General features: G+C 46.6%; 9 protein-coding genes. 4 read left to right on the top strand and 5 right to left on the bottom strand.

The genetic code is table 11. The features are described 5' to 3' along the window. Complete coding sequence (locus HNP76_RS06905) at positions 1 to 660, top strand: HAD hydrolase-like protein (RefSeq protein WP_184658879.1); 660 nt, start codon at positions 1 to 3, stop codon at positions 658 to 660. A gap of 114 nt (positions 661 to 774) precedes the next feature. Here the strand turns inward: HNP76_RS06905 and HNP76_RS06900 are convergent, their stop codons facing one another. Then, the gene (locus HNP76_RS06900; protein WP_184658877.1) at positions 775 to 1,953 is read right to left on the bottom strand and encodes a phosphoglycerate dehydrogenase; all 1,179 of its coding nucleotides are present in this window, start codon (positions 1,951 to 1,953) and stop codon (positions 775 to 777) included. Positions 1,954 to 2,053: 100 nt separating this feature from the next. Further along, positions 2,054 to 3,223: a 3-phosphoserine/phosphohydroxythreonine transaminase gene (gene serC, locus HNP76_RS06895; protein ID WP_184658875.1), complete on the bottom strand. Its 1,170-nt coding sequence runs from the start codon at positions 3,221 to 3,223 to the stop codon at positions 2,054 to 2,056. 524 nt (positions 3,224 to 3,747) lie between these two features. Between serC and pflB the strand changes: the two genes are divergently transcribed. From pflB to HNP76_RS06880, 3 genes are all read left to right on the top strand, one after another. After that, positions 3,748 to 6,042 (top strand): formate C-acetyltransferase, encoded by a 2,295-nt coding sequence (gene pflB, locus HNP76_RS06890; RefSeq protein ID WP_184658873.1) that lies wholly within the window; start codon positions 3,748 to 3,750, stop codon positions 6,040 to 6,042. A gap of 257 nt (positions 6,043 to 6,299) precedes the next feature. After that, positions 6,300 to 7,052: a pyruvate formate-lyase-activating protein gene (pflA, locus tag HNP76_RS06885; protein WP_184658871.1), complete on the top strand. Its 753-nt coding sequence runs from the start codon at positions 6,300 to 6,302 to the stop codon at positions 7,050 to 7,052. A gap of 30 nt (positions 7,053 to 7,082) precedes the next feature. Next, the gene (locus HNP76_RS06880; protein WP_184658869.1) at positions 7,083 to 8,090 is read left to right on the top strand and encodes an ABC transporter substrate-binding protein; all 1,008 of its coding nucleotides are present in this window, start codon (positions 7,083 to 7,085) and stop codon (positions 8,088 to 8,090) included. 47 nt (positions 8,091 to 8,137) lie between these two features. Here the strand turns inward: HNP76_RS06880 and HNP76_RS06875 are convergent, their stop codons facing one another. The 3 genes from HNP76_RS06875 to HNP76_RS06865 all read right to left on the bottom strand — a co-directional run bounded on the left by HNP76_RS06875 (position 8,138) and on the right by HNP76_RS06865 (position 12,597). After that, entirely contained in the window at positions 8,138 to 9,796 is a 1,659-nt protein-coding gene (locus HNP76_RS06875; RefSeq protein ID WP_184658867.1) for a putative manganese-dependent inorganic diphosphatase, read from the bottom strand. A 3-nt stretch (positions 9,797 to 9,799) separates the two neighbouring features. Then, complete coding sequence (locus HNP76_RS06870) at positions 9,800 to 11,275, bottom strand: DUF1846 domain-containing protein (RefSeq protein WP_184658865.1); 1,476 nt, start codon at positions 11,273 to 11,275, stop codon at positions 9,800 to 9,802. A 152-nt stretch (positions 11,276 to 11,427) separates the two neighbouring features. Beyond that, positions 11,428 to 12,597: an acetylornithine/succinylornithine family transaminase gene (locus HNP76_RS06865; RefSeq protein WP_184658862.1), complete on the bottom strand. Its 1,170-nt coding sequence runs from the start codon at positions 12,595 to 12,597 to the stop codon at positions 11,428 to 11,430. Positions 12,598 to 12,616 lie beyond the last annotated feature (19 nt).

The raw sequence follows: 12,616 nt of genomic DNA, 5'->3' as shown, positions 1-12,616 counted from the left end.
ATGAAAGCAATTAAAGACTTTACCCACTTGCTCTTTGACCTTGACGGGACCCTCACCGAATCAGGACCGGGAATCATGAATTCGGCACAGTACGCCCTCTCCTACTACGGAATAAATGACGTTCCCCAATCAACCCTGCGTAAATTCATCGGACCGCCGCTCATGGATTCCTTCAGGGATTTCTTCGGCTTTTCAGAAGAAAAGGCGCGAGAGGCAATGAAAAAGTACCGCGAGTATTTCAGCGAAAAGGGGCTTTTTGAAAACACAGTCTATCCCAAAATCAGGGAAAGTCTCACAGCCCTCAAGGCCCAGGGAAAGCACCTTTATGTCGCGACAAGCAAGCCACAGATTTTTACGGACAGGATTCTTGAAAAGTTTGAGCTCGCAGACTTTTTTGAATTCGTAAGCGGGGCTGACGTCGAGGAAACAAGAGGCGAAAAAGTTCAGATAATCAATTATTTAATAGAAGAAAAGAAGCTTGAAAAAGAAAAGCAGGAAGGAAAACTCCTGATGATAGGAGACCGAAAGCACGACATCATCGGTGCCCACAAAGCCGGTCTTCCATGCTGCGCCGTCCTCTGGGGCTACGGAAACCGCGAGGAATTCAAGGAATTCGAAGCCGACTACGTCATTGAAAAGCCGGAAGATTTGCTCGGCTAAAAAGCACGGAAGAGCCCTGCACGGATGCAGGGAAAAAGCTGAGAGAGAAAATTCTGTTTGCCTTTAGGTGAACAGAATTTTCTCGTAGCATAAAAAATTACAGGATGTAATTTTTTATGCATAGATTGGGCGAACTTTGATTACGCCGTCAATTGCTTCGAATGCCTTGAGAGTGTCACCCTCAACTTTTCCGTCAACATCGATAAGGGCATAAGCCAAATCATTCTTGTTCTGGTCAACCATGCTTGCGATGTTGAGTTTTGCGTTACCGAGGACTGTTGTGAACTGAGCAATCATGTTAGGAACGTTTTTGTGTGCGATACAGAGTCTGGTTCCGTTTGCAGGAATCTCGTTGTTCAAGAAAGTCTTCGGGAAGTTTACAGAGTTACGGATTTCGCCGAGTTCGAGGAAGTCACGGAGCTCTTTTACAGCCATTACAGCACAGTTGTCCTCTGCCTCTGGAGTTGAAGCGCCCAGGTGTGGCAAGCAGATTACCTTGTCGCATTTGAGGAGCTCTTCGTCAGCAAAGTCAGTGATGAGGGCTGAAACTTTTCCTGATTCCAAAGCAGCGAGTACATCAGCGTTGTTTACAAGACCACCGCGGGCAAAGTTTACGATGCGGACGCCGTCCTTCATTGTTTTGATAGAAGAAGCGTTGATCATGCCCTTTGTGTCGTTTGTCTGTGGAACATGAACTGTGATGTAGTCAGATTTTGTATAAACGCCTTCGAGAGTGTCAGAGATTTTGACATTGCGGTCGAGGGCCAAAGCTGCCTTTACAGAAAGGAAAGGATCGTAACCGATTACGTTCATTCCCAAAGCGATTGCTGTGTTTGCAACCATTGCACCGATTGCACCCAAACCGATTACACCGAGTGTTTTTCCCTTGAGCTCTGGTCCTACGAACTGAGACTTGCCTTTTTCTGCGAGGGCAGGAATCTCATCGCCTTTTCCAGCAAGACCTGCAACCCATTTATTTGCGGCAACAGCCGGTCGGCTAGAAAGCAAAAGACCCAGGATAACGAGCTCTTTTACAGCGTTAGCGTTTGCGCCAGGTGTGTTGAATACGACAACGCCCTTTGCAGCAAGTTCTTCGCAAGGAATGTTGTTTACGCCAGCACCTGCGCGGCCGATAGCCTTAACAGATTCTGAGAGTTCCATTCCGTGCATGTCAGCAGAGCGGACGAGGATTGCATCCGGATTGTTGATGTCAGTAGCGATTTCATAGTCATCGCGAGGAAAGTTTTCCAGGCCGATTGTGCTGATTTTATTAAGTGTCTGAATTTTATACATGATATTCTCCAAGTTTTTTATCCACAGATTGGCACCGATTTTCACAGATTATATATATTTTTAATCTGTGTTTATCTGTGGAAATCTGTGGATGCTATTCCTATTTATTTTCTGCTGCGAATTTTTTCATGAACTCAACGAGAGCCTTAACGCCTTCGAGTGTCATTGCGTTGTAGATTGATGCACGCATACCGCCAACAAGACGGTGACCTTTGAGGTTTACGAGGCCAGCTGCAGCGGCTTCCTTAACGAACTTGTCGTTGATTTCCTTCTCTTTTGCAAGAGCAGTTTTTTCTGCATCTGTGCGGTCAGCTTCGTCTTTTTTGCCGGCAGCAGCAGTTTCAGCAGTAGAGTATTTTGTGAGGAAAGGAACGTTCATCAAAGAGCGGCTTCCCTTCTCTGTTGTTGCGTGATAGAAATCGCTTGAATCAAGGAAGTTGTAAAGGTAATCAGCCTTTTCCTGGTTGCGTTTGAGCATTCCTTCTGCTCCGCCGTTCTTTTCAATCCAGTGAAGAACCTTGTCCAAAACGTAGATTGTGTAGCATGGTGGTGTGTTGTACATGCTTCCGTTGTCAGCGTGTGTTTTGTAAGCGAGCATTGTCGGAGTTCCCGGCAAGCAAGCCTCTGGCTCTGGGATCAAGTCTTCACGGACGATTACGAGTGTAACTCCGGCTGGAGCCAGGTTTTTCTGTGCACCTGCGAAAAGAAGACCGAATTTTGAAACGTCGAGTGGTTCGCTCAAAACGCATGAAGAAATGTCGGCAACCAATGGAATATTGCCTGTGTCAGGGATGTACTCGTAGTGAGTTCCCATGATTGTATTGTTGAAACAGATGTAAACGTAGTCGTAGTCACCTGTTACTTTTTCAACTTTTGGGATGTAAGAATAGTTTTTGTCTTTTGAAGAAGCGATTACGTCAACTGCGATTCCGAGTTTTTTTGCTTCTGCGGCAGCTTTTTTTGCCCAAACACCAGTCTCGATGTAAGCAGCCTTTTTGTTTTTGATGCCGAGGTTTTCAGCAACCATAGCGAACTGTGTAGAACCGCCGCCCTGAACGAAAAGAACCTTGTAGTTCTCAGGAACGTTCATCAATTTGCGGACCATTTTTTCTGCATCTTCAATGATTGGCTCATAAGCCTTTGAGCGGTGGCTCATTTCCATTACGGACTGACCTGTTCCGTTGTAATCAAGCATTTCTGCTGCACATTCATTCAAAACTTCTTCCGGCAGGCAGCTTGGACCTGCGCTAAAATTGTAGACTCTAGCCATTTTTTTCTCCTATTCCAAAGGGGGAAGCCTCCCCCTCGCTCCAAAACTTTGTTTTTCCGCTACCCCTTCTGCGGGGACACCCCGCAACGCCCCGAAGCAGCATCTGTGAAATCTTTCACAAAATTGATGACAAGAGTGTAGTGACAAAAAGAAACAAGGTCAAGAAATCTTAAGAAATTCGGGTCATTTACTGTGAATTATTTCACGATAAAAAGATAAAAGGAAACTTTAAGGCCTCTGTCGAAAAAGTCCTTTCTCCAACACTATATTTAGCGTGCTTTTACACAGAATCAAAAATAAAAACGCTATTTTTCAAAATTCTATTGTCTAACTCTACCATTTTCGCTATATTATTGATAACAAATAAGACATTGCTTGGAAACTACAAGCCCTTTTAAGTCGATTTTGGTCACATCCTTTCACCTCACTTTCCTTCTGGAACTTATGTGTCTCGGTGTCTCCATGCGCTTTCTGGGCCGTATCTTTGCCAAGTGATTTCAAATAAAACTTTTAGGAGATTTTTTATGGCAGAACAGGAAGCCTGGAAAGGATTCTACGGAAGACTTTGGAAGGAAGAAGTTAACGTTCGTGACTTCATTCAGGAAAACTACACACCGTATGACGGCGACCAGAAATTTTTGGCTGGCCCAACAGACGCAACAAACAAATTGTTCGCAGAACTTCAGAAGCTTCAGAAAGCAGAGCATGACAAAGTTTCTATCGGCAAAGACGGCAAAAAACGAACTGGTGTTCTCGACATGGACACAGACATCGTTACAGGCCTTACATCACACGCTGCAGGCTATATCTGCCCAGAGGGAAAAGAGCTTGAGCAGGTTGTAGGTCTCCAGACTGACAAACCACTCAAACGCGCTTTCATGCCTTTCGGTGGAATCAAAATGGCAGAGCAGTCATGCGAAATGTACGGCTACACACCAAATCCTGAGCTCCACAAAATCTTCACACAGTATCACAAAACACACTCAGACGCTGTATTTGACATCTACTCACCAGAGATCCGCAAAGCACGCAAAGCACACATCTTGACTGGTTTGCCTGACACATATGGCCGTGGCCGTATCGTTGGTGACTACCGCCGTGTTGCTCTTTACGGTATCGACTTCCTCATCGAGCAGAAAAAGGCTGACTTCGCTAACATCGGCGACGGAACAATGACAGAAGAAGTTGTACGTCTCCGCGAAGAAGTTGCAGAGCAGATCAAAGCCCTCAACGGCATGAAAGAAATGGCTAAAATCTACGGATTCGACATTTCTAAACCAGCTACAAACGCAAAAGAAGCTGTTCAGTGGCTCTACTTCGGCTACCTCGCAGCTATCAAAACACAGAACGGTGCAGCTATGTCTATCGGTCGTGTTTCAACATTCCTCGACATCTACATCGAGCGCGACTTGAAGGCTGGAATCATCACTGAGGCACAGGCTCAGGAGCTCATCGACCATCTCGTTATGAAAGCTCGCATGGTTCGCTTCGCACGAATCGAGTCTTACAACCAGCTCTTCTCTGGAGACCCAATCTGGGCTACTCTCGAAGTTGGTGGTCTTGGACAGGACGGCCGCTCAATGGTAACAAAGAACGACTTCCGCTTCCTCCACACATTGGAGAACATGGGTCCTTCACCAGAGCCAAACATGACAGTTCTCTACTCAAAGAGATTGCCAGAAGCATTCCGCAAATACGCTGCAAAGATTTCTATCGATACATCTTCAATCCAGTACGAGAACGACGACGTTATGCGCCCAATCTGGGGTGATGACTACTCAATCTGCTGCTGTGTATCTGCTACACAGACTGGTAAAGAGCTTCAGTTCTTCGGTGCACGCGCTAACTTGGCTAAAGCACTCCTCTACGCTATCAACGGCGGAAAAGACGAGGGCGACGGTCTCACACCATACGCACAGGTTGGTCCAGAATATGCACCAATCACTTCTGAGTACCTCGACTACAACGAAGTTGTTGCAAAATACGACGCAATGCTTGAATGGCTCGCTGACATCTATGTTAACTCACTCAACGCTATTCACTACATGCACGACAAATACTACTACGAGGCAGCTGAGCTCGCACTCGAAGATACAGATGCAAAACGCACATTCGCAACTGGTATCGCAGGCTTCTCTCACGTTGTTGACTCACTTTCTGCTATCAAATATGCAAAAGTCCGCGTAATTCGTGACGAGAAAGGCTTGGCAAAAGACTTCGAAATCGACGGAGACTTCCCACGCTACGGCCAGGATGATGACCGCGCTGACGACATCGCTGTATGGCTCTTGAAGACATTCATGACAAAAATCAAGAAGCACCCGACATACCGCAACGCAGAGCCAACAACATCTATCCTTACAATCACTTCAAACGTTGTTTATGGAAAAGCAACTGGCGCTCTCCCAGACGGACGCAAGGCTCACGAGCCATTCTCTCCAGGAGCTAACCCAGCTTACGGTGCAGAGACAAAGGGTCTTATCAAATCCCTCAAGTCTGTTGCAAAACTTCCATATCACTACGCTCTCGACGGTATCTCAAACACACAGACAATCAACCCGTCTGCTTTGGGACACGATGAGAACGAGCGCATTGACAACCTCGTAAACGTCCTCGACGGATACTTCTCACGCGGTTCACACCACTTGAATGTAAACGTCTTCGGCGTAGAGAAGCTCAAGGACTGCCAGGCTCACCCAGAGAAACCAGAATATGCTAACTTCACAGTTCGCGTTTCAGGTTATGCAGTTCGCTTCATCAACCTTACAAAAGAGCAGCAGGACGATGTTATCGCTCGTACTTGCCACGCTTCATTGTAATAAAACTCTTTCCGGCTTTGAAAAATAAGCTGGATAATTAATTAAAAAATGGGGCTTCCAGTGAGAACCCGTCAAAGAACTCGCAGTGAACAAGTTCAGGCGAGTTTTTGCCGGAACCTCACTTCCGCCCCATTTTTTATGCCTTTTCTTTCTTTTTAAAGACGGGCGTGATTTTGTTACAATGAATCGTGCTCAGTTTTCATAGGGATTTTTCAATTTTTCGTTTTCATTTTTCAATTTGCTAGAGAGGTACAAAAATGGCATTATCAGGATACATTCATCAGCTGGAATCTTTTGGATGCGCGGACGGACCGGGGTCTCGCTTTATTATTTTCTTTTCGGGCTGCCCTTTCAGATGTCTTTACTGCCACAATCCTGACACTTGGGAAATGACACGAGGAAAGCCCTACACTGCCGACGAACTTTTGGATGAGGCTGAGAGCTGCCGGGATTACTGGGGCAAAAAGGGCGGAATCACCGTTTCAGGCGGCGAACCGCTTGCCCAGCTTGATTTTTTGCTGGAACTTTTTACAAAGGCAAAGGAGCGCGGAATCAACACCTGTATCGACACGGCTGGCGGTCCTTTCAAGCGCGAGGGCGAATGGTTTGAAAAATTCAAAAAGCTCATGGAAGTAACTGACATTCTTCTCGTTGACATCAAGCATATCAATGAAGAAGAGCACAAAAAACTCACGGGCCTCACAGGCAAAAACGTTCGTGACATGTTCGCCTATCTCGACGAAATCAAAAAGCCTATCTGGATCCGCCACGTTCTGGTTCCGGGAATCACTGACAACGACGAATATCTTACTCAGACACGAGATTTCATCCGCACCCTGCACAATGTCGAGCGGGTTGAGATTCTTCCTTATCACGGCCTTGCAATCAGCAAATACAAGGACCTTGGAATCGAATATCCTCTCGAAAAAACAGAAAGCCCGACTCAGGAGCGCGTAGAAAATGCCCGTGCTATACTTGAATGTGAAAAATATGTAAAATGGAAGGAATAAGATAACTTGCTTACAAAAGAGGAGTAACAAATGAAGAAATTTTTACTTTCGGCGATTTTCATTTCGCTGGCTGCACTTTCATTCATTGGCTGCGACAAAAAATCAGATTCTACTGTTAAAACCCAAGGCACTGACTCAAGGCACACAATCAAAGTCGGCTACGTTCAGGTCGGTCACGAATCTGCATGGAGAAACGCAAACACCCTGTCCTTCAAATCAACATTTACCGCAGACAGCGGCTACGAATTCCTTTTCGTTGATGCTGACGGAAGCCAGAAGGTTCAGTTTGACGCCATCCGTAATTTCATTGCCCAGAATGTCGATTACATCGTTCTTGCTCCGGTCGTTGAAACAGGCTGGGATGACATTCTCAAGGAAGTAAGGGAAGCAGGAATTCCGGTCATTCTTTCAGACCGCCAGATTAAGGTCAGCGACGAAAGCCTTTACCTCTGCTGGGTCGGCGCAGACTTCCTCCAGGAAGGTAAAAACGCCGTAAAATGGCTCACGGCTTATCTCGAAAACAAAAACCTCGGTACCGAAGAAATCAATATCGTTCACCTGCAGGGAACAATGGGAGCTTCTGCCCAGGTCGGCCGCACACAGGGCCTTATGGATGGAATCGCTTCTTATCCAAACTGGAATCTTGCCGCACAGAAATCCGGCAACTTCACGACAGAGGGCGGCAAAAAAGCCATGCAGGAAATCATCAAATCTGTCGGAATCAATAAAATCAACGTGCTTTACTCAGAAAATGACGACATGACTTTGGGTGCCATCGAAGCCATCAAGGAAGCTGGCAAAGTTCCAGGCGACGACATCATCATCATTTCTTTTGACGCCGTATACAAGGCATTCATGAAAATTATCACAGGCGAAATCAACTGCGAATGTGAATGTAACCCGCTTCACGGTCCAAGAGTCGGAGAAATCATCCGCACTTTGGAATCAGGAAAGCCGGTCGAAAAAATCCAGTATGTAAACGAATCTGTATTCGACCACACAAACGCACAGGCAGTAATGCTCACACGCCGCTACTAACAGCCTATACAATCGATGAAAAAAGCCGGGAAAACCCGGCTTTTTTGTTATACCACGAAATTGGCAAGAATTTCTGACAGCATTGGAATCAGCTGCTTTTTGCGGCTTACTACGTCCTTCAGGAAGTAGACCTTTTCGTCCTGCTTAGGCAGGTTGAGGAACTGCAGGAAGCGTTCTTCGCCAGCAACCAGCATGACCGAGCTGAGGGTTGAAATATCCGTGACCAAAAGGGATGCAAAAAGAGCTCCCCTGGCCTTTCTCTCAATTTCAAGCCCGTCCAGGAATTCTTTCTTACGCTCGAGGATTTCGTCCGTGCCGTCAACTTCAATCTGACTTACGGTGAACTTGATTTTTCCCTCGTCGTATTCCTTCATATCCTGATTGATGACTTCTTCTGAAGAGCGGCCGCCAATTCGGCTTCCGGCCTTGATGATTTCCTCGCCCAGTTCCTTTACCTTAAGGCCTGTAAGTTCAGAAAGGAAATTAGCCGTATCAACATCGATTTTTGTTGTCGTCGCGCTCTGCAAAATCAGAGTGTCGCTCAAAATTCCACAGAGAAGGAGTTTTGCAACATCAAGAGGGATTTCGATATTTTCTTCGCGGAAAAGGCGGGTGATAATCGTTGAAGTTGAGCCCAGAGGCCTGTTGATGAAAGTAATCGGAGTTTTTGTGCTTGCAGAGCCCAGCCTGTGGTGATCAACGATGTCGAAAATCTTGAAATTTTCAAATCCGTCAACAATCTGAGTCTTTTCGTTGTGGTCAACAAGGGCAAGACCGACTTTTGCATCGTGATGGACATCGATTTCGCTCAAAACGCCGATAACCTTGTTCTCATCATCAACTACCGGCAGAATCTGGCTTGCAACGCCCTTCAATCTCGGCATAATCTGCTGAATTGAATCTTCCGGCTTAATGGGCTGGATTGTCTGGTCGCAAAGGACGCGGACAGGTGTTGAATAAAGGACCAGCATCGATGTTGAAGCCGTGTCATACTTACTGACGATAATGCTTGTTCCGGCCTTTTTAGCCTTTTCGATAATCTCATCGCTTGGAACGCGGCCGGCACTCAAAATCAGGGTCCTAACCTTTCTCTCAAGACAGAGATTCTGGATATCCTCGCGGTCACCTGTAACGACTACAATACTTTCATTGTGGGTATGGCTGTCCAGAGTCAGCTTGAAGGAGTCAAAACTTGAAGCCCCGGAAACGATTGTGTAAGTGTGAAGGACATCTGCGTCATCTCCTCGGCACAAAACCTTTCCGCTCAAAGTCCTGCTCATGAGATTTACGTCGGTTACAACCGAAATATGGTGCTCAGGATTGAGGATATGGAAAATATTGTTGGTAAACGAGTTGTAATTGAGAAGGGCCTTGTAATGTCCCTGGTCATCAACAACCGGAAGAACCTTGCGGCCATGTTCGCGCATGAAAATCGACGCTTCCCAGAAGGGAGTGAGCTGATTGATGACATCAGCCTTGTCGTTCATGTAATATGCGACCCGGGGATTCATGTCCGGGATGAATTCCGGCGGTGTGATTCCGAATTTTTTGTAAATGTACTCAGTCTGCGGATTCAATTTTCCAGCACGACAGGCTTTATACTCAGAAAAGCCTTGAGCATTCTTAAAAGCCGCATAGGCCGTTGCCGAAACAACAGAGTCAGTATCAGGATTTTTGTGTCCGAAGACAAAAATTGTTTTTTCCATAGTTTATTTTCTTCTGCTCTTCTTAAGAACCGGCTCACATGTAAGGTTTACGCCCAGCTTCTTGAAGATTTTTCGGTCTACTTCTGAAAGCATGACCGTAGTGTGAACCTGGCAGCCCTTAAGTTTTGGAAGCTGGTCCAGGGCCTTCTTGCAGTTTTCGTTTGAAGGAGAAAGCATTGCAAGGGCAACGAGAACCTCATCGGTGTGGAGACGAGGATTGTTTCCTGCAAGATAGTTGACCTTCATGTTCTGAATCGGCTCAATCATGTCTTTTGGAATGAGCTTAACCTTGTGGTCGATTCCAGCCAGGTGTTTTGTTGCGTTCAAAAGGAGAGCCGCACATGTTCCCAAAAGGCTTGAAGTTTCTGAAGTGATGATAGTTCCGTCTGCAAGCTCGATTGCAGCGGCAGGAGCATCAGCCTTGGCACCTCGCTCATTTGCAGGAATAACGACCTTGCGATCTTCCGGAGTGATTTTAGCCTGCTTCATGAGAAGGGCGATTTTATTGACTTCGCTTTCCGTGGCCTTGTCTTCGACCAGATCATCGAGGGCCGTAAAATAGCGGCGGATGATTTCCTGATTTGAAGCCTCGCGACAGGCCTCGTCGTCAAAAATACAATAGCCGGCCATGTTTACGCCCATGTCAGTAGGAGATTTGTAAGGGTTTTCGCCGTAAATTCCTTCAAAAATTGCGTTCAAAACAGGGAAAATCTCGATGTCGCGGTTGTAGTTTACGGTTGTCTCGCCATAAGCTTCAAGATGAAACGGGTCAATCATGTTGACGTCATTCAAGTCAGCAGTTGCGGCTTCGTAAGCGAGGTTTACCGGGTGCTTCAATGGAAGGTTCCAGATTGGGAAGGTTTCGAATTTTGCGTATCCGGCCTTGATTCCCCTCTTCTGCTCCTGGTAAAGCTGGCTCAAACATACGGCCATCTTGCCGCTGCCCGGTCCCGGGGCGGTTACAACTACGAGCGGGCGGCTAGTCTCAACATAATCATTCTTTCCGTAACCGTCGTCCGAGTCAATCAATGCGACGTTCTGAGGATAGCCCTCAATCATGTAGTGATAGTAGCACTTGATGCCCATTCTTTTAAGCTTGTTCTTGAATGCCTTTGCGCTTTCCTGACCTTTAAAATGTGTAATTACGACCGAGCCGACCATGAGTCCAAGATTCTGGAACTCATCGCGCAGGCGGAGAACGTCTTTGTCGTAAGTGATGCCCAGGTCCCCGCGAACCTTGTTTTTTTCGATGTCAACAGCACTGATAGCAATGACAATTTCTGCCATATCAGCGAGTTGCATGAGCATTTTGAGCTTAGAATCCGGCTGGAATCCCGGAAGAACGCGGCTTGCGTGGTAATCATCAAATAATTTGCCGCCAAATTCCAGATAAAGTTTATTGCCGAACTTGGCAATCCGTTCCTTAATGTGTTCCGACTGTATCCGCAGATACTTCTCATTATCAAATCCGTTTTTCATAACGGAATTAGATTATAGCAAATATCACAGAAAATTTAAACCACAGATTACACTGATTGCACAGATTTTTTAGGGGAGAAGTCTCTCCCCTACGCCGCACTTTGTTGCGTCGTACCCCACTCTACGGGGCTAATGCCCCGTAACGCCCCAAACTACTCGCTTAAAAGCACATCTTTGAGAATCGAAAGGCCTTCGTCGATTTCCTTGTAAGAAATGTTGAGAGGCGGAACAATTCGGAGGGTATTTTTACCGGCAGTTGATGTGAGGAGACCTTTTGCTAGGAGCTTCTTTTCAACTTCAACGGCATTTACAGGCTCAATCATGTCAACGCCAATCATGAGGCCCTTTCCGCGGATTTCGCCGACGCATTTTGCCCCGAACCCTGCAATTGCCTTTCGCATGTACTCGCCTTTTTCGCTTACGCTTTCAAGGAAGCCTGGCTTTGTAAGTTCATTGAGGACAACGAGACCTGCGGCACAAGCCAATGGGTTTCCGCCGAATGTAGACTGATGGTCTCCGGCCTTAAATACGTCAGCAGCCTTACCACGGATCAAAATGCCGCCGAAAGGAACGCCGCCGGCTGCTCCCTTTGCAAAGCTTACGACTTCAGGCTCAAAACCGAGCTGTTCGCTTGCAAGCAGGGTGCCTGTTCGGCCAAAGCCGGTCTGAACTTCGTCTGCCATGACGATTGCGCCTGCTTTTCTTGCGGCATCTGCGGCAGCCTTTGCCCACTCAGCATCAACGATGTTTACACCGCCCTCGCCCTGAACACACTCAATCAAAAGGGCTGCGGTTGTGTCGTCAAAAGCAGTCTTGATTGCTTCCCAGTCGTTTGCCTTGATTGTCTTGAAGCAGTCAACATAAGGAGCAAAGCAGGCAGGATGGAATTTGTCCTGACCTGTTGCAGTCAAAGTAGCCAGAGTTCGGCCATGGAAAGAAGATTCCAGAGTATAGATTACGCGGCGCTTTTCTCCGCCGTTCAAATATCCGTATTTTCGTGCCAGCTTTATTGCAGCTTCGTTTCCTTCTGCACCTGAGTTTCCGAAGTAAACGGCATCAAAGCCTGTCCGACCAAGCAGCTCAGTAGCATACTGAACGCCGATGTCGCTTACAAAATAATTGCAGACATGAATCTGTTTTTTTGCCTGTTTTGAGATTGCCTTTACGAGCGGCTTGAAATTGTGTCCGAGGCAGTTGACGGCGATTCCCGCCAGAAAGTCGATGTATTTCTTGCCGTTGATGTCATAGCATGTTGAGCCCTTGCCCTTAACCATTGTGACGTCGAAGGAGCCATAATTATTTACTACAATTTTTGAAGCCATAGAACCTCCTAAACTTGCA

Origin of the sequence: Treponema ruminis (assembly GCF_014201975.1) — a bacterium.
GTDB lineage: Bacteria > Spirochaetota > Spirochaetia > Treponematales > Treponemataceae > Treponema_D > Treponema_D ruminis.
Note: the sequence above shows the minus strand (reverse complement) of the source record. Positions and strands in the feature narration are given on the sequence as shown.

What these genes read in the sequence shown, in the direction of transcription:
- HNP76_RS06905 (WP_184658879.1), top strand. Translation starts at nt 1, where the DNA reads ATGAAAGCAATTAAAGACTTTACCCACTTGCTCTTTGACCTTGACGGG.
- HNP76_RS06900 (WP_184658877.1), bottom strand. Translation starts at nt 1,953, where the DNA reads ATGTATAAAATTCAGACACTTAATAAAATCAGCACAATCGGCCTGGAA.
- serC (WP_184658875.1), bottom strand. Translation starts at nt 3,223, where the DNA reads ATGGCTAGAGTCTACAATTTTAGCGCAGGTCCAAGCTGCCTGCCGGAA.
- pflB (WP_184658873.1), top strand. Translation starts at nt 3,748, where the DNA reads ATGGCAGAACAGGAAGCCTGGAAAGGATTCTACGGAAGACTTTGGAAG.
- pflA (WP_184658871.1), top strand. Translation starts at nt 6,300, where the DNA reads ATGGCATTATCAGGATACATTCATCAGCTGGAATCTTTTGGATGCGCG.
- HNP76_RS06880 (WP_184658869.1), top strand. Translation starts at nt 7,083, where the DNA reads ATGAAGAAATTTTTACTTTCGGCGATTTTCATTTCGCTGGCTGCACTT.
- HNP76_RS06875 (WP_184658867.1), bottom strand. Translation starts at nt 9,796, where the DNA reads ATGGAAAAAACAATTTTTGTCTTCGGACACAAAAATCCTGATACTGAC.
- HNP76_RS06870 (WP_184658865.1), bottom strand. Translation starts at nt 11,275, where the DNA reads ATGAAAAACGGATTTGATAATGAGAAGTATCTGCGGATACAGTCGGAA.
- HNP76_RS06865 (WP_184658862.1), bottom strand. Translation starts at nt 12,597, where the DNA reads ATGGCTTCAAAAATTGTAGTAAATAATTATGGCTCCTTCGACGTCACA.